Genomic DNA, 20,782 nt, shown 5'->3' on the forward strand with positions numbered 1-20,782 from the left:
GACCTGCCGCTCTGCGGGCGGACCAGCCGCGGGCATGTTCGTTCGGTCGGGACTGCAGTCAGTGCCGGGTTGCGGTGGCGGATGATGGCTCCGCCTCGCGCCTGCTCACGCTCGGGATCGCGAAGCCGACCCTGCGCGCCCTGCCCTGTGCCTTTGCCGTGCTGGCGGCCGCACCGTTCGTGTCCGCACCGATGTCCGCTTCGTCATTGGCCGCGGTGTCACTATCGCCGTCGAACCTCGGCGCGCCGTCCGGCGCATCCGCCCCGATGCCGGAACGCCGTTTTCCGGTCCCGGTTCCTCCGGACGCATCCGGCAGCAGTCGATCCATTTCCTGTTCGATGCGCAGTGCAAAGCGATCGCGCAGGTCCGCCATCCGGACGGCAAAACCAGGAACATCGAGCACCTGTTCCAAAGCGGCGAGCGGCATGATTCCGGTTTCGGGCTCGTCGAATGCGCCGGAGGCATCGAGGATCGCGATCCGCGTGCAGGCCACGCCGTGAACCCTGGCCCGCATCGACAGCCAGTCCGGCGCGACCAGCGCGGCGGCCTTGAGCCGCGTCATCAGGGCCCTGATGCGACTGATCTTGTTGTCGATGGCCCGCTTGATGTCGAGGAGATAGGCCGTCATGGACCGCCGATCGAGCACGACCAGGTCCGGCAGATAGCTGTCCTCGGCATAGACCCGCGAGGGCAACCGGATGCCTTCCAGCGTCGACCAGTCATTGCCTTGCAATGCCTCGAACGCGGCCGCCACCAGCGGAAACGGACGATCGAGACGGATGACCTGCAAATGCGCTTCGGCCTCGCACATCAGGATCGCCGCGTCCTCGATCAACCGCGCTTCGTGCCCATAGGCAAGATGGGCAAGCGCGATCGTCTCGCCATGGCGGCCGAACATCGGATCCGGCTTGCGTTCCACGGACAACATCCCGGCGACCGTCGCTTCGAGAAGGTCATCCAGGCGACGCTCGAGTTCGGGCGTCTCGTCACTCGGCGAAGTCCGGCATTCGGCAAGGACAGGTCTGGCGCGTCGGTTGCTGTTTGCTCTGGTCATGCGTTCGGTTCTCTCGTCGGCGAAACGGCTGGCGCACGGGGGGCCAAGGGGAAAGACGCGCAAGCGCCCTTCCCCGGCGGACAGCGGTCCCGGGCCGTGGCTCCCGCGCCCGCGTCTTTCGCGCGGGGTACGGGATAGCCGTTCGATGCGTGGTTTCCTGTGTCGAAGTCTGCCCGTCAGGCAGTCGCGGGCCTGGTGGCCGGGCCATGGCCGGAAGCTGGCGGCGGATCGCGATCCGGACGCCGCTCATCAACGCATGCGTTGGCCCGGCCCGTTTCCAGCGCCGTCACGACCGCGCCGAAGATGGTTTCGAGTTGGCGGCGCATCACGGCGCGCCGCCGTTCGGCCTCGTGGCCGCCTTCCCGCAAGGGGATCGATTGGATATCTGTCTTCACAGCCCGATTCCTTCCTCTACAAGGTCTTGGGTCAGGCCCTCTTCGGTGCGCCAACACCGTCGGGGGCCGCTCCGGTCGAACCGAAGCGAGGTCACCCTGGCAGGATCCGAAACGGATCTGAGCCCCAAAACTGAGCCCCGCCCGGACTTCCCGATCGCATGGTTAACGCCGGGCTCACGAAAGAGCGGGAACCACTGTGCCGCTTGCTCCGTTTCCGGCGCGGAAAAGTTTTCGGAGGCAAATCCGGGACAAGGCCGGATCCGAACCGCACGCCTGCAACGGCACGACGACGGGCTTTCATTCACACCGCGAATTCGAGATCCGCTTCCAGAGACGGTCAAACAGGAAACCCCCGCCGTTTCCGGCGGGGGTTGCAAACCCGGGCCCGACGTCCCGACGACCCTGTCCGGTTCGCCTTTCCGGCCTGGGCCTATCCTGCCTTCGTGGCGGTCTGCGCCTCCGTTTCGGCCGCGTCCCCGGCTTTCGGCTTGCGCCCGATCGCCCATTCCAGCGTCGGAATGACGTCATCCACCAACCAGGATCCGAGCTTGTCCGCAGCCGGCCAACTCTCGACCCCGCCGAGGCGGTAGAGAGTATCGGCGACATTCCGCCAACCACTATCGCTAGGGAAGATCACCGGGTGAACAAGCCACTGCGGCCCGTGCTCATTGGGTTCGACAAAGACCGCAACGCTCTGCAGCTCGCTGCGCGCCCGCCGCGCCTCGTACTGGACCGCCTTGGCGAGAGCCGACTTGCCGACCCGCTTGCCGCGCCAATGCGGCTCGAGTGCCGGCTCGATAGCGTCGAGAATGCCCGAGATCCGGTCGGCAAAGACCTTGGCGCCCGTTCTCACCTTGGCCATGCCAAGCGCCTTCAGCCCGGTCAGCCCGCCGACATCGGCCGGATCCGGCGCCGCCTCCTCGCTCGTCGACGCACTGCCGTTGACGAAGGCCTTGACCTCCGAGACCGTCGGGCGCTGCCCCCGCTCATAGCGACCCATCAGGTCCTCGATCACTTCCGCTTCGGCATTCGCCATCGCGTAGAGTGCGGCAGGCGGAACCCGGTTCTCGATCGCCCGCTCCCGGTAATCCGAGAGCTTGGTCGGAAGCGAGATGTAGTTCTCCGCCGAACGCGGGGTCATCTCGCATTTCCGCTTGACCCACTTCCGCCAGAGCGCATCGTTCGGCATGTAGCCCTTCACCTCATGCAGCATGGCTCCGATCTCGTAGGCCGCCTCGGTCGTCTTGCGGCCGAAGGCATGGTATCGCTCGACGATCTTCTCGACCTTGCGGCGGTCGGCGGGACTGACACCGGGCAGCGCCTCGACAAGCTCATCGTCGCTCATCGGCGGCTCGCCCCCGTCGACCGATGCGGCCTGCCCCTCGCCCGCGCTGAGCGCGGAGTCCACAGCCACTCGCTCCGCAGGCCCGTCGGCACCCTTGCGGGCCGATCCGCGCTTCCTTGCCGCCGAACGGCCGGCGGCCTTCTTCGCCTTCACGATCTCTTCGCGCGCGGTTTCGGAAGAGAGAGCCCCGGATGCGGACTCGATTTCGTGAGAATAAGGAATTTCATTCATTATAAAACCTCCATCTTTTCGAAAGACTGCCAGTCATCGAGTGCACCTCGACAACCAACAGCATAATTATTTCTCTAAAACACAAGTCTATCAAGACGCCCGAAAAAGACACCAACTCACGCTATCTTCAAATATACATAATATTACTTCGGATTTACACCGACGCGCCTTCCGCAATCAGCCCACAAGACGCCCTGTTAAACCCCCGTTAACGAAACAGGGATTTTTTCCACTTACCCGTTCAAGTATCCTCGAAGCACCAACAAGCCTCCCCGGCACGACCGGAAAGCCATTCAACTTCCCGCAAACGCCGCCAGGCGCCGCGAAGGATCGGCTTGACAAGAAAAACGCAGACGGGTGCCCGGCAGGCCGCTACAGGTCGATCCGATGGCGCCGTTGCCGAGCGGGAATCAGCGCTGCGAAAAGTTTTCGGCAAGGTGGGCCGCGTTCGGACCGAACGCTCAAATACGAGTGCGTCTACCTGCATGCTTGGGAGAGCAAATCGCAGGCTCGCGCCGGGATTCGGAAATGGATGGAGTGTACAACAGGATGCGACCGCATTCCGCCCTTGGCGGCAAACCGCCTGCCGTGATCTATTGGCAGGCGATCCTCCAACACCAACCCGATCAGCAGGTGCAGAGAGTAGCTTAACTTACACCAAAATCCGACCAACGATCGGGGAGTAGCTCAAACTTCCTTTTCCATGCGCAGAGAGAGTGTTGGCTCACGCCCAGCGGCTTCAAAGCCCCGCGACCGGATAGCCTCGCTCGGTGATCTGTGCCACCGCGTCTCGTTTGAAATCTTCGCTGAAATTGGCTTTGCTCATCATGCCCCCTTGCCTCAAAATTAGGAAAGAGAGCGCCTACGAATCTAGGGGCTATTCGCCGCGCAAAGTCCCCCTCGATCGCCACTGCCTCGAATTTACAGTAGGCAACGCCACCTGCTAGACAGGACATGAATGAGGCGCGGGAGTCGCGCACACATCAAAGGGACAACGAGCAAATGGATGGCGCTGAAGCACTCGCACTCGAAGATGAACGCACAGCCCTCTTTGATGCCATAAGGTCTGACCTCCTTGATGAGTATCGCCAAAACCATGACTGGCCTTGGATCATCGGATACTCGGGAGGGAAAGACAGCACTCTGGTGACACATCTAGTGTTTGAGATGTTGCTGTCATTACCGCCCTCACAACGTTCTCGCCCCGTGCACATCGTTGCCAACGACACGCTGGTGGAAAGCCCGCTTGTGGTTCAACACATCATCGAGAGCATCGAAGAGATCAAAAACGCAGCCAACGCGTTCGGCCTGCCAATCATCACCAAAATTACACGACCTGCTCCGGATCAGTCCTTTTGGGTAAACTTGATCGGACGCGGCTACCCGTCGCCCAACCGGTCCTTCCGGTGGTGTACCGACCGTATGAAAATCCTTCCCACCAGCCGCTACATCAAAAGCCAAGTTGATGCGGCTGGTCAGGTAATACTGCTGCTTGGCGTGCGCAGATCGGAAAGCTCAACGCGCGCCGCTTCTGTTGGCCGCTACGACAACGGTGAGCGTCTCAACAAGCACAACGATTTAGTCGGGTGCATGGTGTTTCGCCCGATCGTTGAGCTTCATACAGATGATGTGTGGGAGTTTCTTGCATTGAACGAACCACCATGGGGGGGCTCACATCTAAAGTTGATCGGGCTTTACAGAAACGCAAGCGGCGGGGAGTGTCCGGTTGTCACGTCGAAGGATGACGCCCCATCTTGCGGCACCACGTCATCGCGCTTCGGCTGCTGGACATGCACGGTAGTGGAGAAAGACCGAAGCCTCGAAGGATTTGTTGAGTCCGGCTATGCCGAGTTTACACCGCTTCTGGACTTCCGAGATTGGCTTGCCTCTATTCGAAACGACAAGGAGCGCCGGCAAGCTAGGCGACGTGATGGGCGCATCACAATTACCGAAGGTGGCACGTTTATTCCTGGGCCGTTCACGCTTCAGACCAGGGCTGAGATATTTGAACGTCTGCGCAACTTGGAAGCAGAGACCGGACAACGCTTGATCAGTGACGAAGAAGTTGACCTTATTCACCAACTTTGGTCAGAAGAGATCGCTGACCATGGTAAAGCAAGATCTTTGAATGTTCGCGAAGTCGTGAAGGGGAAGTAGATGCCACGCAATGTAGTCGTGATTCTCGACAATCCTGACGGCCGGGCCATGGTCAAGCAAGCCTGCAAGGAAAATGGCATGCATTTCTCTGAATTCGAAGAACTTGTTCAGGCGGAAGTCGAGCAAACAGGAAAACGGCGCCGCGCTGGCCTTTGGGACTCCTTTGACGATATCCTCGACCGCATTCATGTGGACGACAAATAGCCTATGCACATTTCACAGATTACGCTCCGGGATTGGAAAGCCTACACGTCTGCCAATTTCGACTTCCCTGCGCCGACCAAGGATAAGAATATTATTCTGATCGGCGCTCCCAACGGTTACGGTAAGACGAGCCTTTTCGAAGCCATTGTTCTTGGCATGTTCGGGCGGGATGGCCTGCCGCTCATCGCGCGCTCGCCGTTTTCAGGCGTAGATAAGGAACGCCTTGCCATCTCCTACAAGAACTTTCTCGAAAAAGCCCTGCATCGTGGCGCGACCGCGGCGGGCCGCACGTCATGCTCGGTCAAACTGGTCTTCACCGACGAAAATGATGAGCCGTTGGAGATCCAACGTATCTGGCATTTCAGCGATTCCGGCGTCTATCGCCCGCAGGACGAAGAGATTCACATCTATGAAGGCTCAACCCGCAAGGCGGTCGGACCTGGAGCATTGCAAGGCAATGACCGCGCGGATTGGTTCCGCGAGTACATTGCCGAGAACCTTCTTCCCTTCACGCTCGCGCATTTCTTCTTGTTCGACGGCGAACAAGTGAGCGTGCTGGCCGAGCGTGAGATGTCCGCGCAGGTGCGGGCCGGGATCGAAGGCCTCCTTGGCATTCCGGTGCTGAAGCAGCTTGCCAAAGACTTGCGGTCCTATGCAGAAGTTCGGCGCAGGGAATCGCCCAATGTTTCCGACAAGACCATCGAGAAGTTGGAGCTTGAGCGCCATACGCTGAATTTTGAGTATGAAAAGAAGGCGACGCGCCTGACGGAAATCGAGCCGCGCCGCGCCGCGCTAAGAGAAGAGCAAGAGCATCTGATCCGTGAGCTGGCAAGCTTCGGCGCAGGCTCGCAGGCGCTTCTTCAGGAGCAATTCGAGCAAATCAAGAACTATGAGCGGGCCATTGAAGATGGTCATGCGCGGCTCGAAGAGTTGATGATGAAAGATTTGGCTCTGGCGCTCTCAGGCCTCAGTCTCCGAAAGAGCGTCAAATCTAGGCTTCTGAGGGAGGGCGTGCTCGAGCGATGGGAAAGCGGCAAGAACCAAGGCGATAGCAATCTCGAGCGGTTCCTGTCCTCCGTCCAGGCAGGCATGCACGCGATCACCCCCTCCTTGAGCGATGGACAGCGTGAAAGCGTTCTCAATATTGCGCGTAATGCCTGGGAAAAGCTCTGGTATCCACCGCCGGACAACTGCGCCGATGAATATCTGCATCCCTATCTGAATGAGCTGGAGCGCTCGAAGGTCATCGACCGGCTGAATGAGCTGGATGAACTTGGCGCGCCTGGAATTGTCGAACTCTTGAACTCCATCGCGGCGAACGAGGAATCTCTGAAACGCCTGCAAGATGAGGTGACGCGCACAGAAGCGGTCGCTCCGCATATCGATAAGAAGCGCGAGCGCCTCACCCGAGTGAATGAAGAGCTCCAGCAATATGATCAGGAAATTGGCGCGCTGAAACGCGAGATGGCGTCTTTGGAGAGCCAGATCAACCAGAAGAACACGGAACTGACAAAGCTCTCCGGCCAGCTTGATCAAGCCGCGCCATCTGCAAGGCGCGCGGCACGTGCAAACAAGGTCGCGCTGATGGTGGATGAGATAGTTGCAAAGGCCGTCCCAAGCCAGATTGATGCCATTGCAGCTGCGATGACCGAGGCGCACCGCGCTATGGCGCACAAGAAGGATTTGGTGGAGCGGATTGCGATTGATGAGAACTGCGATGTGAAGCTGCTGAATGCCGATGACATGGATTTGCGCGGCTATGATCTATCGGCAGGTGAGAAACAGATTTTTACCCAAGCCTTGATCTCGGCGGTTTCGTCGGTCTCCGGGCGTGGCTTCCCAATGGTGGTAGATACTCCGCTCGGGAGGCTAGATATCGAGCACCGCAAGGGCGTACTCAATCATCTGGTGCAGCGGAACCACCAAGTCATCCTACTCTCGACCGACACGGAAGTGGTTGGTGAGTATCTGCGCGAAATCGCACCGCATGTTCAGAAGAAGTACTTGGTTCATTTCGAGCGGGTTGGTGACATCGGACAATCGAGCGTCAGGCTAGGTTATTTCGAAGATATGGAAGGCCAAGCATGAGCATCTCCCTCGTTGAATTGGCCGGAGCGAACTTCCGCACGGACTATGACAGCGACAAGCTGAACACCGATTTCATGGGGCGGCTCGGAATGCGCAAGCGCTACTTGCCAGCTCGTCTTGCAATCGCCCGCTCCCTTGCAATGAGCGCCCCGGTGGAGATACCAGCGGATGAGCTTGAGCAAGGCAAGGTGATCAAGGGTGATACCCTGTTCGGCACGGGCACGGCCCTATCGGTCTGGCTAGCGCTGATTGTAGAGCGCGCTGGAGAGCCCGATATTGACATCAAGCGTCTGGTCTCGCTGGTTGGAGCGCATTGGCGTCGCGGCTTGGCCAAACTTGATGAAGAATGGGAACAGGCCGGGGGAGACATCGCGCGCTTCGTGCAGCGATTGGTGGAAGTGGCTGAGTTGCCCACGGCTGGCGGCAGGCTGCCGATTGGCGGAGGCGCGGGCCCGTCGGATGCAACGTTCTCCAGCGGAGAAATCAAAGTTCCGCTCGGCGAGATCGGCGAAGACGTTTCGACCAAGGAGAAAGTCTTCTGGAGCCTGAACGGCAAGGGCAGCGCTCCGCACACCGCGATCATGGGCGGCAGCGGATCGGGGAAAACGGTTATGGCGGCAGCCATGCTGCGCGCGATCCGTGAGCAAACGCCAGTGCCGTTGATCGCATTCGACTTCAAGGGCGACTTGTCGGGCTTCACCGGTACGCAAGGGCAAATTCCTCTCGGCGAAGCATTTGAGGCCGAAGTCATCGAGCCGCCTCGGATGCCGATCCCGCTCGATGTTCTGGCGCTCGCGCAGCGCGATCAATTCGGCATTGATGAAGCGGCGCTTCGCTTTCGCGAGTCCTTCTCCCGTTTGAAGGGCTCCAAGCTTGGCGACCGTCAGAGGAACTATGTCCATGAAGCGGCAGCACGAGCGTTGGCAAGCGAAGAGCCTTGCGAGCTGCGTCATATCCGCGACCGCCTTCTGGAGGTTTATGAGGAGCACGAGGCTAAGGAAGACGGTGCAACCTCCAGCATGGAAGAGTTGTGCCGCTTTCCGTTATTCGAGCCAACGCTGTCTCCGGCAGAATTCTTCCAGAAGAGCTGGATTATCAAGCTTCCACCGAACGTGCCGGAAGATAGCCGCACCATCGTCGTCAACCTCCTTCTGGACGCGCTGGACCAGCACCTCAACGGGTTGGTCGATGCCGAGACAAGCCCGGATGGCGCGCGGGGTCTACGCATTCTCTGCATGATCGATGAGGCGCACCAGATACTCGGCACTAGGCTTCCGTCTCTATCCCGCCTGATCCGCATGAGCCGTTCGAAGGGCGGCGCGGTAATGCTCGTCTCGCAATCGCCGGACGACTTCTCCGGGGAAGATGACGAGTTCCTCGACAACATGGGACTGGTCGCAGCCTTTGCGACGAACGCTAAACCAGGGGCAGCAGCGCGCGTCCTCGGCAAGGGCGCGAACCTGACGAATTTGCAGACGGGACAATGCTTCGTCCGGTTCGACAAAACGACAAGAAAGATCAAAGCCTGGTAGGTATTTTTCCGGTGTAAGAGAAGAGTCAATGGAGAAAAAGAACTCGGAATATAATCTTGAGTTTTGGCGTGAGCTGAAGCGCCGAACGAGAGTACCTCTATCTGACCTTACCTTTATTTTCTATCTTGTGTTCGGCGTTGTCGTGTTCAGCGGGTTCGGCGTTGTTGTTGAACTTGTAAAGCACTCGTTCGCTGGCGCCCCGTTCGATGTCTCGTCCCTTACTGGTGTGCGGGCAGCGCTCTCAGTCTTCTATCCAGCACTTATCGGGGCAGCGACTTTGCAGTTGACACTTGAAGCCGTCAAGAAGTCCGAGTCTCTGATGGTGGTGTTCGCCATAACATCCCTTCTGGTTATGCTCGGCTTTGCAGTATTTCATGGGATTCAGGAATTTCGGCAGGAATCTCAGACGCAAGTTTTCTGGTTTTCGGTGATCTTATCAGTTTTTGGCATTTGGATTTGGACGATCGCAAATGCAGACAATCCAGACCTCAAGACCAAACCGAGAAATGATGACGCGGTTGGAGGCGGTGTGAACCGAAAACTCAAAGGAAGCACTGAAGGGTTTGTGCAATGACCGCCATTACATTTCCCTACGTTACAAAGGCTCTTAAAGTCGAGCAGCGGCTCAGCACGTTTTACGTTGCTGTTCTTCCAGCTGAGTTACTGTTGCAAGTTGCGGCAAGCGACACCATGCGCGCGATCATGAAGCCTGATGGCGATGGCTATGAGCTTAAGGGCACGCAACGTCTCATGCAGGATAAGCGGCTGACTGAGATTAGCGCCTACATCAACCGTGTTGATTCATCCTTTCCAAACTCGATCATCATTGCGGCGAATTACGACTTGGAGTCCGGTTTCGACCAAGGGGAATTGGAATATATTAGAGAAGAAGACACCGGCACTCCGGTTGCTGACTCCCGCGTCTGGTCTATCGAAGAATCCGATAATGGCTGCCATACTCTGACCATCCCAACTTCGGACAAGCTTGCTGCTGTGATTGATGGGCAGCACCGGCTGTTTTCATTCGCACGCGCCGAACCGGAAGCCATGCAGAGTATGGATTTGCTCTGCTCAATCTTCATCGACCTGCCTAAAGCTCTTCAAGCGCAGATATTTGCGACCATCAACTCCAATCAGAAAAAGGTCGATCGAAGTCTAACTTACGAACTGTTTGGCTACAACGTGTCGGATGAAGAAGAGAAATATTGGACGCCAGACAAGCTTGCGGTGTTCTTAGCGCGCAAATTGGCCACTGACCATGAGTCCCCACTACGAGGCCGGATCATGGTCGCCCCGAAACGCGACAAGGCGCTTGATAAACTGGCTGCGGAAGCGGACTGGAAGGTTTCCACGGCTGTTGTCGTAGACGGCGTACTTCGCCTTTTTTCAAGCAATCCCAAGCGCGATGCCAATGCGATGCGGAAGGGCAAGGCCAATCCGCGAAAGGTCCTCCGTGATGGACCGAAAGATCGATCGCCTCTTCGGGATGTTTATATTGAGGAAAATGACGCACTGATTTACAAGATGGTTCTCAACTACTTAAGGGCGTGTGAATCAGTTTTCTGGAAGGAAGCAAAGGCAGATTCGTTCATATTAAGGACGATCGGCGTTCAAGCTGTTTTTGACATATTGCGACAACTGGCCGGGCAGTCCTTAGCAGATCGGAACATCAGCGAGGATTATTTTAGCAGCAAACTGAAGGGCGCAAACGAGATTGATTTCTCCGAAGATCGCTTCAAGAATCCTTCTGGATCGGGCCGAACATACATTCGCAAAGTTATTGAAGAGGCCATTGGTCTGAACGCTTAGGGTCGAAACCCAATCAGCCTATCGGGTGATCTGCGCAAATCAGATTCAGAACCTGCAGAGGCTTTTCTGGAGGTGACAATGAGCAGGCTTTTTTGGCTGAGCGATGCGCAATGGGGCGGCGATTGAACCGCATTTACCGAAGAACCAGCCCGGCGCGCGGCGTGTCGATGATCGGCGCGTTATTTCGGGGATTATCCACGTTCTCAAGGTCGAATGCCGCTGGTGCGACTGCCCGCCGGAATACGCTCCCGCGACAACGATTTACAACCGGTTCAACCGCTGGTCACGCCGCCGTTTCTGGACAGGTCTGGTCGAGGCCTTGGCTGGTGCCGGCGCGATAACAAGAAGCACTTCCATCGATTCCACCTATATCAAGGAACATCGCTCGGCCCATGGCGGTAAAGGGGGGCGAAAGCGCAGGATATCGGCCAATCGCGCGGCGGCCAAACCAGCAAGCTCTATGCCCTGACTGACTCCTTGGGCGGCCCTTCGCCTTTGCCCTCACGCCCGGTAACGTCTCCAACATGAAAGCTGCTCCGGCGCTACTGTCACAACTGAATGGTGCTCGCTATCTCCTCGCCGACAAAGGCTATGATGCCAATGCCCTGCGAAGCGCCTTGCGCGGACAGGGAACCATTCCGGTCATTCCCGGTCGCGTCAACCGAAAGCGCACGATTGCCTATGACAAACGCCGGTACCGCGACCGTCACCTGATCGAGAATGCATTCTGCCGCATCAAGGACTTCCGCTACGTTGCAACGCGCTACGACAAGTTCGCGCGCAACTTCATGTCTGCTGTCGCCCTTGTCACGCTCATAGCCTTCTGGGATTAAACGAGTCTCGACCCTAGAAGATGCACCGAATATCGATCATGGGTTTCAACTTCTTGGCTTCCGATGTCTCGGAAACCAGAACAACTTTCGCTGTTTGACGGCCTCCGATGACCGAGAAATGCTCAGATATTCGTGAAACCGAAATATTGGGATCACTCTGATGACGAAAACTTTTCGCCCGCTTGACGCCATTTCCGGATCTTTGTACGAGCGTACGTATCGCAGCGCGCGAAATGTCAGAGATTTCATTCTTGATATCAATTACTTACGGAGATTAGAGGTTCCGCTCCCTCCTCCGCTATTCCCCTCCGCTTCCCATTCGCCCTCTTCTTCCTCGCCATCTTCTCGAAATCCAGTCCACGGAACACCGAGTAGTCGATCTCGGGGTTGAGCGGCAGGCGCACCATCTCCCGCGCCCGGGTTTCGCTGATCGCCTTGAAACCGTAATTGTCGTGCTCATCAGTGCCGACCGTGTGGCCCGCCTGCATCCGCCGATCGCGCGGATCGATCTTCGCGTCGCGCATGTCCTCGATGTTTCCTGCACGCAGCGAATGGAAGACCTCGCGCCGCCCCTTCTCGATGCCGGCCCTGAGAAAAAGTCGCTGCATATAGGACGACGCGCTCTTGCTCGGGTCCTTCAGTTTCATGAGCTCGGCAAACAGGAACCTGTCGCCCTGCGCTCTCGCCCATTCGATGAAGCCGATCTCTTCGAGGAAGCCATGCAGGACGAAGAATCTGGTGCTGGCATCCGTCTTGAACGGCACGCGTTTCCAGACACCATTCTGCTTGACGATGCCGTCGGTCTCCGCGACCCAGACGCCCGGATATTTCTCGCGGATGTCGTTGCCCGTCAGGTGGACCAGAAGACCGAGCCTGCGGCCCGTCAGGTGGCCCAGCAAGGGCAGCATGGCCTCGTCGAGCAGCCCGCTCTCCACGCCCGTCCTGAAAATCGACGAGATCGCCGCGGCACTGAGCGGCTGGGACGATTTCGGGCGCGCGGCCGTGCGCGGATAGTGAAGCCGGACCTTGTCGAACAGATTCCTGAAATCATGCTCCTGCGCGCCGTGGGAGACGACAGTCCGGACGATCCACACATAGCCGTTCTTCAGCGAACTCAGCGAAATCGGTTTCAGGTGAAGATCCCGGTTGTCCTCGATGATCTCGCGCGCGCTCTTGCCTTCCGGGCGCTTGTTGTTGTCGCCCGGCCAGAACTGCAGCAGCCGCACATAGGCCTGCAAGTCCCCGGCCTTGTATGTATCGATCGGATGATCGCCGATCAGCTCGGTAAACAGCGCCGCCCTGCGCCGCGCCGTACGGATGTCCTTGCTGTTTTCGCCCGCCTGGACGGCCCAGGACGCGAAATAGGCTTCCGCGACCTCGCTGAAACGCGGAAGGCTAGATGCAGGCCTCGGCACGAAACGACGGTCTTCGTCGAGCGGGTCCGTTTCCGACTTCGCGGGCGCATTGTCAGTGGCTGGCACAACCGTCGAGGCGTGATCGGAAACACTCGTGGTTTCCATGTCACCACCGCCCAGCGAGTACAGCTTTCCGGCATCCGGAACCGATGGCGCACTGACGGGCTCCGGCTGCCGTTCAAACTGCCTCGGAAAACTTTTCCGCGGCCCGGCGGCATCGGTTTCCTGTTTCCGTGACACTGTCGTCATCAGCCTGTCGGCATGGCGTTGCGCGATCAGGTCGGCATTCTCCCTGACGATCGGGTTGCCGTCCCCGCCCCTGGCGATCTCGCGCCCGCCTCCGAGATCCTTCGGTATCCTGATCTGGAAAATGTAAACGGAACCTGAGCGCACGAGACTAGGCCCTTGCCCGCGCGGCCGCGCGAAACACCGCCACGAGCCTCTCCGCACGATACGCGGGGACGATACACCGCCATCTCCTGCCGCAGGAAAATGCCCCCGAAACGGGTGGGCGGGCCTGAAACCAGCGGAAACGCGGGAATCCGTGATGGCGGGAAGTGCAAAAGCAAATGGCGGTGGGTATGGGACCGGAGTCAAATGATTTTCATGTCAGGTGAGCTGTTTGGTCCCAGCTCTAATGGTGCTGTCTTTCCTTCAGAACGGAAGGATGCGCCATAGAACATGGTTCAGCATGGTGACCGCCCTATCGCTCTACCCCCGCGTGATTGAATTGCAATCGCCCGGCCTCCCCGATGTCGTGGTGCCTTGTGCCAATCTTGTATGGCGGAGCGCGCAGCGTGGGGCATGTGTTGTACGCCTCAACCAAAATCTCTTGCGTGTATGCACATACGTGCTAATTTGCGGACGTATTGAATCGCTACAGACATGGTCGCAAAAATGCAAGATAGCCCCTGGAAGATCGCCCTCAATGAATTCCTGCATGTTGGCGGCGCGCTCGTCGTCATCATAGCAGTCGTGTCGGTGCTGACCGGCATCGTTCGAGAATACATCCCGCAAGAGAGACTACAGAAGAAACTGGCGAAACACGAAAAGCGCGGCCCCCTAATGGGAGCACTTCTGGGCACGCTAACGCCGTTTTGCAGCGCATCGATGGTGCCAGTGGTGATGGGCATGGCTGAGGTGGGAGCTTCGATGGGCACGATCTTCGGCTTCCTGATCTCGGCGCCGCTGTGCAACTTCGTGGTGGTCGGGCTGATCTTGGCGACCTTCGGCATCAACGTGACGCTCGTCTACATCGCCGTAACGCTGGGCGGGGCTGTTCTTTCGGGCTACCTGATCGGGCTCACCCCCCTGAAACACGCGGTCCGGCGCGACCTGACCTCGCCGGCGGCAAGTTGCAGCACCGCGCCCGCCACCGCTTGCAGCGCCCCCCCTGCCCCCACTTGCGCCGGAACGCCGGCCATGGCGTCGATGAACCTAGACCGCACGCTAACGGCACGCTGCGACGATACGGCCGTACCCATCGTCTGCTCTTCCGGCTCGGCGGTCACCACCCATACGGGGTTGCCGCATGCGGAACGCATCCGCGCTTCCATGCCCTTCGCTATGGCCCTGTTCAAACGGATCATCCCCTATGTACTGATCGGGGCAGTGATCAGCGCATTGTCGGCCGCCTTCCTGCCCGCGGGAATTGTCGAAAAATACGTTGGTAGCGACAGCTGGTACGCGATCCCGATCGCGGCGGGTATCGGCGTGCCGCTCTACCTGCGGATCGAGATGGCGCTGCCCCTGCTGCAGGTGCTGATCGCCAAAGGCATGGGCATGGGGGCGGCCATGGCCCTGCTGATCGGCGGCACGGGAGCCAGCCTGCCCGAGATCGCGATCATCTCGTCGATCCTCAAGCCCAGGGCCGTGGTGGCCTTCGTGGCCACCGTGCTGACGCTCGCCATGGTTGGAGGAGGCATCTTCGTAGTTATCGCCTAACGTTACTACCGCAATCGGTAAAGGAACCTGCACGGCATGAAGTTCAGCGTCCTCTTGAACCTGTGCCCCTATTCCCATCTCTGGCGGGCCGTGAGGCGCATGGTGACAGAGCACAAGCTGCCCGAGTCCGCGCGTCCGGGGGCCTGTGTCATGCTGCTGGGCGTGTTTTGCCCGTTCTTCTGGATCGCCTTGTTCACCGGGGCGAGCAGAAGCGAAACGATCTTTCACGCAACCCATTCCGGCGTGGTGATCCTGATCGGCGTCATCATGTTTCTGATCGCCCTAGCGAAGAGAAGTGGCGGGACCTGAAGCCGCCGCCGCGTTGCCGTTCGCCGGGCGTTCGGGTATTTCCCGGTGGAAAACAGCCAGAGGGATACGTGATGGACGATCGCTATGTCGAAGTACTGAAGGCCATAGCCGAGCCCCATCGCCTGCGGCTGTTCTGGCTACTGTTGCGGATCAACGAACGCATCTGCGTTGCCGAGGCGATGGATGTGCTCGGTGAGACCCATTACAATGTGTCTCGCAACCTCAAAATCCTGCTTAGAGCGGATCTTGTGCGGGCCGAAAAGGATGGCAAATGGGTCTTTTATACGCTCAGCAAAAAAGACGACGCCTTCCACCGCAGCCTTGCCGACGTCGTGCGCGCTATCCCCGCGCATGAGTTCGAGGACGAAATCAAGAGATGCCGCCTACGCCTGAGCCTACGCCAGGACGGGCATTGCGTCATAGGGCCGGGAAGCCCCGAATGGGAAGAAATCTGCCGAGCAGCAAAGGAGTAAACGGATGTGGGGACAAGACTTCCCCATGGATTATATTACTCTATCCAGTTGGCACATATTTGCTCCGGCATTGATACGACATCGAAGTGCTGAGATAAGACATGGAAAGCCTAGAGCAGCACCCCAGCTTAGTGACTCGGCGGGGATTCTCAAATCAGCGAATTGATGATTCATGATGTCTGCCGGGAGCAAGGAGGCCGGCGGACATGTCAAAGACGCTGTCGCTCGATCTTCGCATACGTGTTCTTGCCGCCGTTGCCGGCGGCCTCAGCCATCGTCAGGCGGGTGAACGCTTTGGCGTCAGCGCGGCCAGCGTGAGCCGCTGGCGGGCACGTGAGCGCGAGCAAGGCGATCCTCGTCCCAAGGCGCTCGGCGGCGATCGACGGTCGAGGTGCATCGACGCCTGCAAGGGATTGCTCCTGTCGCTGCTTGAGGAGACGCCCGACATCACGATCCAGGAGATGATCCGGGCGCTTGCCGCACGCGGCCACGTTTTCGGTTTCGGCACGATCCAACGCTTCTTCAAGCGTCACCGGATCACGCGTAAAAAGACCGCGCACGCCAACGAGCAGGACCGCCCGGACATCCTGAAGCGGCGACGGGTGTGGTTCGACGAACAGATCGACCTCAACTTGGCAAGATTGGTCTTCATCGATGAAACCTGGACCCAGACGAACATGGCGCGCACCCATGGCCGGGCTCCGCGCGGCGAGCGGTTGCGGGTGGGCGTGCCTCAGGGCCACTGAAAGACAACGACCTTCGTCGGTGCGCTGACACTGCGCGGCATGATCGCGCCCTTCGTGCTGAACGGGCCGATCAACAGGATCGCCTTCGAGGCTTATGTCGAGCAGGTGCTCGTGCCGGAACTGCGGCCGGGCGACATCGTGATCATGGACAATCTGTCCAGCCTTAAGGGTCCGCGGACTCGCCAGATGATCGAAACCGCGGGAGCCTCGTTGCTGTTTCACCCTACAGCCCGGACTTCAATCCGATCGAGAATGCCTTCTCGAAGCTCAAGGCAATGCTCAGGAAGGCAGCTGAGCGCACCATCGACCGCCTGTGGGACAGGATCGGCAGCCTGATCCCAACCTTCATGGCGCAGGAATGTGCCAACTACTTCGCCGCCGCCGGATACGATGCAGCATGAACGGATTCTGCTCTAAATCGTACAACACGAACTCTACGGGTGGCAATCTGCTCAGCCATGTTAAAGGTTCAACATGGCAACGACCGCCGTTGCGGGAATATATCCAACGTACTGATAGGGGAACGGATCAGAGCGGGGGGGATCAAATGCCGGCTTCTACCAACGAATACTTCACCAAGCTTCTTATATGGGCATGGACCGCACGACGAGCAGCCTTCGAATCGCCGGCATCCAGTGCGTCGATTATCTTCATGTGCTCTTCGGAATCTGGATCGACCCGCTCGGCCAATCCGGCGATTTCGAACAGTCGTGTGGTGCCGCGCAACCCCTTGATCAACCGGGCCATCACCGCATTGCCGCAATGATCGGCGATCAGATTGTGCACCGTATCGTCGGAATGCCAGTGGGCCTCAGTGTGGTAACGGACGGACTTTCTGAGAGACTCTATCTCGCTGCGCGCGGCGGCAATTGCTTCCGCAGGTACGCGCCCGGCCGCCAAGGCTGCCGCCTCGCTTTCGAGAACCTCGCGGGTCTTCAGGCTTTGAACATATTCGGTCAGGCCAATTTGCCTGACATTGTAGGACCGGCTGCCGTTCTTCACGACGAGCCCCTCGCCCTCCAGGCGCTGCAATGCCTCACGCAGCGGCGTCCGCGAAATCCCCAGCTCTTCCGCCAATCGCTGCTCGACGATACGTTCCCCGCTGCGCAGCTGACGATTGTGAATCAGCGCAGATATTGCCCTGTAGGCCCGCTCAGAAAGCGGATCCGCAGTTGCACGCGTTCGCAGCGGGACTTCAGACATTGCTCCCATGTCAGCCATAACCCGTTTCCATCCCAGTTTGATCTTTGCACATATTCACTACGAAACATACCGACACGAACAATATTCCATTCCCAAGGTGTTGATTTCACACCTTTTTCACACGCATCCCCGGAACTTGGGCGCTTGCGCGCCTTCCCGGGCGCTCCCGCTTCAATTGCCCCCCATCACCGCGTTCGGCAGAGCCAGAACGATCTCGGGAATGAAGGTAATGGCAAGCAGCGTTCCCATCATCGGCACCAGCGGGATCCAGACCCGTCTGGCCACCGACTGAATTGGACGCTCGGCCACCGATGACGCGACAAACAAGCAGATGCCATAAGGCGGGGTGATCATGCCGACCGCGAGGTTCAGGCAGACAACGACGCCGAAATGGGTTGGGTCAATTCCGAAGGAAAGCGCAATCGGCATCAGCATCGGCACAAGAATGACAATTGCGGAGATGCTCTCCAGAAACATGCCGACGAACAGAAGGAGCACATTAACAATCAGCAGGAAAACGACACGGGAATCCGTAACGTGCGATATCCAGCCACCAAGCAGCCCCGGAACATTCTGGCTGGCGATCAGCCAGGAGAATATCGAGGCCGTGGCTATAACCATCATGACGACCGCCGACAGTCCGGCCGTCCTGAGAATGAGGCCGGGCAGTTCCTTCAGCGACAGTTCGCGATATATCAGGACAGATACCGCCAACCCGACGACGACAGCAACGGCAGCCGCCTCAGTCGGTGTGAAGACCCCGCCGACAATGCCGCCGACAATGATGATCGGCAGGAGAAGAGCCGGAATGGCGGCAACCAATGCAGACAGGAATGCCGACAGGGTAAAGCGTTCATTGTCACGATATCGTTCGCCGCCACGGCGCGCAACGATATAGCCACAAAGCAGCAGCCCGATCGAGATCACCAGTCCTGGGACGATCCCCGCGAGGAAGAGACGCCCAACCGACAGATTGGAGATGGTCGCGACCACGATCATAAAGACGCTCGGCGGGATGATGGGCGCGAGCGATCCTGCGGCAGCGATCAGCGAGGTGGCGAGATCGATATCGTAGCCCCGGCGCCGCATTTCCGGGATCATCATCGATGCGATAGCTGCCGTATCGGCGGTGCCGGAACCCGAAATGGCCGAGAGCCCTGTACCCGTCACGGTCGAAACGCCATACAGAGAGCCCGGAATCCACCCGATCAGGGCTTGGGCTAGGCTGACTATCCTGCGGGCGATGCCGCCCGTTTCCATGATCAAGCCAGCCAGAACGAAAAACGGAATCGCCATGATCGGAAACGAATCGAGGCCGGCGAAGACACGCTGCGCAACGATCGCCAGCGGCGTATCGGTGGTGAATGCCAGAGCCACGGTCGCCGACACGCCAAGCGCGAAAACAATCGGGGCACCGAACAGGATGAGCAGCAGGAACGAGGAAAATGTCACAACCATCGATCAGCCCTCCCTGGAAGTGATGTCGTCGGGATCGTCCGTCCCCTTGAGGCGGTTCCATTGATGCAGGATCAGTTCGAAGGCGAAATATGCGGCACCGACGGGCAGCGACAGATATGGATAGAGCATCGGAATCTGGAGCGCCGGCGACTTCTGGATGACGCCGATCTTTATAAGGCGAAAACTTCCCTGAAAGACCACCCAGAGAAACCACAGCGCCATCGCCGTTATCAGAAGGGTGACAAGCTGCCGGACAATGCGGGGCAACAGCGGAAGAACGAGATCGATGCTAACATGCATGTCGCGGCGCATCGCGTAGCCCGCCCCCACGAGAACCATCCAGATCTGGGCGTAGGTGGCGGTTTCCGTTGCCCAGGCAATCGAATAGTTGAAGACGTAACGGCCGATCACCTGCGCGACCACCGCGATCGCCATGTAGGAAAACAGCAGGATGATCACCACATCGAAAAACCGTCGGACCACGGTCAGAATCGCGGATAGAGTTCGCTGCATCGTGTTCTTTTCTCTCTCCCCCGCAGGATTGGCGAGGAAAGCGGGCGTAAGCGCCCGCTTTCCGGTAGCGGCCTACTTCGTTTCGGCGATGATCTTCAGCAGACGCTTGCCATCCTCGGTTGTGATGAACTCGTCATAGACGGCCTGGGCCGCATCGCGGAACTGCTGTACGTCCGGCTCGGTGATATTCACGTTCTCGGCCTTTAGGGTCGCAAGCTTGTCCTCGTCGGTCTTCGCATAGGCAGCGCGCTCCACCTTCTCTGCCTCTGCTATGGCTGCATTGAAGCAATTCTTCTCTGCGTCGCTCAACGAAGCCCACTTTTCCTTCGACATGATCACGGGAACCACGAGAGCGGTCCAGGACACCAGTGCCCAGTTAGGTGCCACCTCGTAGAATTTCTTGGCCTCGTAGTTCGAGTTCGCTGCTTCAGCGCCGTCCACGACACCGGACTCCAAGGCCCCATACAATTCGCCATAGGCAAGTGGCGTCGCATTCGCGCCGAAGGCGTTGAACGAGGCGACATGGATCGGGTTCTGCATCGTCCTGATCTTCAGGCCCTGCATGTCCTCGATGGAATTGATCGGCTTGGAGGCGGTCATGATGTGGCGGATGCCGGCCTCGAAGAAACCCAACAGATGGAAGCCCGCCGCATTCACGGATTCGCCAAGCTCATCGCCGACCTCGCCGTCCATCACCTTGTACAGATGATCCCTGTCGCGGAAGAGGAACGGCAGGTCGAAAACGGCCAACTCTGGGACAAAGTTGGTGAGAACCGCGTTCGACGGCGAAGTGATGTCGATCGTTCCAAGCAGTACGCCCTCGATCATCTCCTTCTCGTTTCCAAGCTGGTTGTTCGGAAACACGTCAATCTTGATCTCGCCCGAGGTGCAAGCCGCGACATCATCGGCAAGCTTACTCAGACCGATATGATACGGTTCGGTATCAGCTGCCGAGTGAGCGGCCTTCAACGTCACCTCGGCAAATGAACTCCCGGCTTGCATCACAATGGCCGCGGAGGCGATGAGCATAGTCACGAGTTTCTTCATTATTTCTCCTTTCGGCGCGCAATGAC

The 20,782-nt window shown here is 58.6% G+C and carries 17 protein-coding genes and 4 pseudogenes; 12 read left to right on the top strand and 9 right to left on the bottom strand.

Going from position 1 to position 20,782, the window contains the following annotated elements; all coding sequences use genetic code 11:
- Positions 1-58 precede the first annotated feature (58 nt).
- The 3 genes from HTY61_RS11215 to HTY61_RS11225 all read right to left on the bottom strand — a co-directional run bounded on the left by HTY61_RS11215 (position 59) and on the right by HTY61_RS11225 (position 3,025).
- On the bottom strand, positions 59-1,054 hold the full coding sequence (locus tag HTY61_RS11215) for a hypothetical protein (RefSeq protein WP_175276872.1): 996 nt from the start codon (positions 1,052-1,054) through the stop codon (positions 59-61).
- 176 nt (positions 1,055-1,230) lie between these two features.
- Positions 1,231-1,449 (bottom strand): hypothetical protein, encoded by a 219-nt coding sequence (locus tag HTY61_RS11220; RefSeq protein ID WP_175276873.1) that lies wholly within the window; start codon positions 1,447-1,449, stop codon positions 1,231-1,233.
- Positions 1,450-1,879: 430 nt separating this feature from the next.
- Positions 1,880-3,025 carry a hypothetical protein gene (locus tag HTY61_RS11225; RefSeq protein WP_175276874.1) on the bottom strand — a complete coding sequence of 382 codons (1,146 nt, stop codon included), beginning with the start codon at positions 3,023-3,025 and terminating at the stop codon, positions 1,880-1,882.
- Between the two features lie 454 nt (positions 3,026-3,479).
- Between HTY61_RS11225 and HTY61_RS19510 the strand changes: the two are divergent.
- Positions 3,480-3,676, top strand: a pseudogene (locus HTY61_RS19510) (integrase core domain-containing protein); the annotation flags it as partial.
- Positions 3,677-3,714: 38 nt separating this feature from the next.
- Here the strand turns inward: HTY61_RS19510 and HTY61_RS19515 are convergent.
- Positions 3,715-3,854 (bottom strand): annotated as a pseudogene (locus HTY61_RS19515) (transposase); the annotation flags it as partial.
- A 173-nt stretch (positions 3,855-4,027) separates the two neighbouring features.
- On the opposite strand from HTY61_RS19515, the gene dndC reads away from it, so the two are divergent.
- The 7 genes and pseudogenes from dndC (at position 4,028) to HTY61_RS11260 (ending at position 11,648) form a co-directional block, all read left to right on the top strand.
- Positions 4,028-5,182: a DNA phosphorothioation system sulfurtransferase DndC gene (dndC, locus tag HTY61_RS11230; protein WP_175276875.1), complete on the top strand. Its 1,155-nt coding sequence runs from the start codon at positions 4,028-4,030 to the stop codon at positions 5,180-5,182.
- Entirely contained in the window at positions 5,183-5,386 is a 204-nt protein-coding gene (locus HTY61_RS11235) for a hypothetical protein (protein ID WP_175276876.1), read from the top strand.
- A 3-nt stretch (positions 5,387-5,389) separates the two neighbouring features.
- Positions 5,390-7,474, top strand: a complete 2,085-nt coding sequence (gene dndD, locus HTY61_RS11240) for a DNA sulfur modification protein DndD (RefSeq protein ID WP_175276877.1) — start codon at positions 5,390-5,392, stop codon at positions 7,472-7,474.
- A complete protein-coding gene (locus tag HTY61_RS11245) occupies positions 7,471-9,006 on the top strand; it encodes a type IV secretion system DNA-binding domain-containing protein (protein ID WP_175276878.1) in 1,536 nt (511 codons plus the stop codon). The genes dndD and HTY61_RS11245 overlap by 4 nt, the downstream gene beginning before the upstream one ends.
- A 28-nt stretch (positions 9,007-9,034) precedes the next feature.
- Complete coding sequence (locus tag HTY61_RS11250; protein ID WP_175276879.1) at positions 9,035-9,580, top strand: hypothetical protein; 546 nt, start codon at positions 9,035-9,037, stop codon at positions 9,578-9,580.
- On the top strand, positions 9,577-10,815 hold the full coding sequence (locus HTY61_RS11255) for a DNA phosphorothioation-associated DGQHR protein 1 (RefSeq protein WP_175276880.1): 1,239 nt from the start codon (positions 9,577-9,579) through the stop codon (positions 10,813-10,815). The genes HTY61_RS11250 and HTY61_RS11255 overlap by 4 nt, the downstream gene beginning before the upstream one ends.
- 78 nt (positions 10,816-10,893) lie before the next feature.
- Positions 10,894-11,648: pseudogene (locus tag HTY61_RS11260) on the top strand (IS5 family transposase).
- 257 nt (positions 11,649-11,905) lie between these two features.
- Here HTY61_RS11260 and HTY61_RS11265 read toward each other — a convergent pair.
- Positions 11,906-13,456, bottom strand: coding sequence for a site-specific integrase (locus HTY61_RS11265; RefSeq protein ID WP_175276881.1), 1,551 nt, complete (start codon positions 13,454-13,456; stop codon positions 11,906-11,908).
- Between the two features lie 504 nt (positions 13,457-13,960).
- On the opposite strand from HTY61_RS11265, the gene HTY61_RS11270 reads away from it, so the two are divergent.
- The 4 genes and pseudogenes from HTY61_RS11270 (at position 13,961) to HTY61_RS11285 (ending at position 16,936) form a co-directional block, all read left to right on the top strand.
- Positions 13,961-15,007 (top strand): permease, encoded by a 1,047-nt coding sequence (locus HTY61_RS11270; RefSeq protein ID WP_175276882.1) that lies wholly within the window; start codon positions 13,961-13,963, stop codon positions 15,005-15,007.
- A 36-nt stretch (positions 15,008-15,043) separates the two neighbouring features.
- Positions 15,044-15,316, top strand: coding sequence for a hypothetical protein (locus tag HTY61_RS11275; protein WP_175276883.1), 273 nt, complete (start codon positions 15,044-15,046; stop codon positions 15,314-15,316).
- Positions 15,317-15,387: 71 nt separating this feature from the next.
- Positions 15,388-15,789, top strand: a complete 402-nt coding sequence (locus HTY61_RS11280) for a metalloregulator ArsR/SmtB family transcription factor (protein ID WP_175276884.1) — start codon at positions 15,388-15,390, stop codon at positions 15,787-15,789.
- 206 nt (positions 15,790-15,995) lie between these two features.
- Positions 15,996-16,936, top strand: a pseudogene (locus tag HTY61_RS11285) (IS630 family transposase).
- Positions 16,937-17,078: 142 nt separating this feature from the next.
- Here HTY61_RS11285 and HTY61_RS11290 read toward each other — a convergent pair.
- From HTY61_RS11290 to HTY61_RS11305, 4 genes are all read right to left on the bottom strand, one after another.
- Positions 17,079-17,756, bottom strand: a complete 678-nt coding sequence (locus HTY61_RS11290; protein WP_246272786.1) for a GntR family transcriptional regulator — start codon at positions 17,754-17,756, stop codon at positions 17,079-17,081.
- A gap of 153 nt (positions 17,757-17,909) precedes the next feature.
- Positions 17,910-19,196 carry a TRAP transporter large permease gene (locus tag HTY61_RS11295; protein ID WP_175276885.1) on the bottom strand — a complete coding sequence of 429 codons (1,287 nt, stop codon included), beginning with the start codon at positions 19,194-19,196 and terminating at the stop codon, positions 17,910-17,912.
- Positions 19,197-19,199: 3 nt separating this feature from the next.
- Complete coding sequence (locus HTY61_RS11300; protein ID WP_175276886.1) at positions 19,200-19,709, bottom strand: TRAP transporter small permease; 510 nt, start codon at positions 19,707-19,709, stop codon at positions 19,200-19,202.
- Between the two features lie 72 nt (positions 19,710-19,781).
- The gene (locus HTY61_RS11305; RefSeq protein ID WP_175276887.1) at positions 19,782-20,756 is read right to left on the bottom strand and encodes a TRAP transporter substrate-binding protein; all 975 of its coding nucleotides are present in this window, start codon (positions 20,754-20,756) and stop codon (positions 19,782-19,784) included.
- Positions 20,757-20,782: the final 26 nt, after the last annotated feature.

Source organism: Oricola thermophila, assembly GCF_013358405.1.
Classification (GTDB): Bacteria; Pseudomonadota; Alphaproteobacteria; order Rhizobiales; family Rhizobiaceae; genus Oricola; species Oricola thermophila.

Bases quoted from the DNA above. Each gene is read 5' to 3' on its own strand.
- HTY61_RS11215 (WP_175276872.1), bottom strand. From the start codon at position 1,054: ATGACCAGAGCAAACAGCAACCGACGCGCCAGACCTGTCCTTGCCGAA.
- HTY61_RS11225 (WP_175276874.1), bottom strand. From the start codon at position 3,025: ATGAATGAAATTCCTTATTCTCACGAAATCGAGTCCGCATCCGGGGCT.
- dndC (WP_175276875.1), top strand. From the start codon at position 4,028: ATGGATGGCGCTGAAGCACTCGCACTCGAAGATGAACGCACAGCCCTC.
- HTY61_RS11235 (WP_175276876.1), top strand. From the start codon at position 5,183: ATGCCACGCAATGTAGTCGTGATTCTCGACAATCCTGACGGCCGGGCC.
- dndD (WP_175276877.1), top strand. From the start codon at position 5,390: ATGCACATTTCACAGATTACGCTCCGGGATTGGAAAGCCTACACGTCT.
- HTY61_RS11245 (WP_175276878.1), top strand. From the start codon at position 7,471: ATGAGCATCTCCCTCGTTGAATTGGCCGGAGCGAACTTCCGCACGGAC.
- HTY61_RS11250 (WP_175276879.1), top strand. From the start codon at position 9,035: ATGGAGAAAAAGAACTCGGAATATAATCTTGAGTTTTGGCGTGAGCTG.
- HTY61_RS11255 (WP_175276880.1), top strand. From the start codon at position 9,577: ATGACCGCCATTACATTTCCCTACGTTACAAAGGCTCTTAAAGTCGAG.
- HTY61_RS11270 (WP_175276882.1), top strand. From the start codon at position 13,961: ATGCAAGATAGCCCCTGGAAGATCGCCCTCAATGAATTCCTGCATGTT.
- HTY61_RS11275 (WP_175276883.1), top strand. From the start codon at position 15,044: ATGAAGTTCAGCGTCCTCTTGAACCTGTGCCCCTATTCCCATCTCTGG.
- HTY61_RS11280 (WP_175276884.1), top strand. From the start codon at position 15,388: ATGGACGATCGCTATGTCGAAGTACTGAAGGCCATAGCCGAGCCCCAT.
- HTY61_RS11290 (WP_246272786.1), bottom strand. From the start codon at position 17,756: ATGGCTGACATGGGAGCAATGTCTGAAGTCCCGCTGCGAACGCGTGCA.
- HTY61_RS11295 (WP_175276885.1), bottom strand. From the start codon at position 19,196: ATGGTTGTGACATTTTCCTCGTTCCTGCTGCTCATCCTGTTCGGTGCC.
- HTY61_RS11300 (WP_175276886.1), bottom strand. From the start codon at position 19,709: ATGCAGCGAACTCTATCCGCGATTCTGACCGTGGTCCGACGGTTTTTC.
- HTY61_RS11305 (WP_175276887.1), bottom strand. From the start codon at position 20,756: ATGAAGAAACTCGTGACTATGCTCATCGCCTCCGCGGCCATTGTGATG.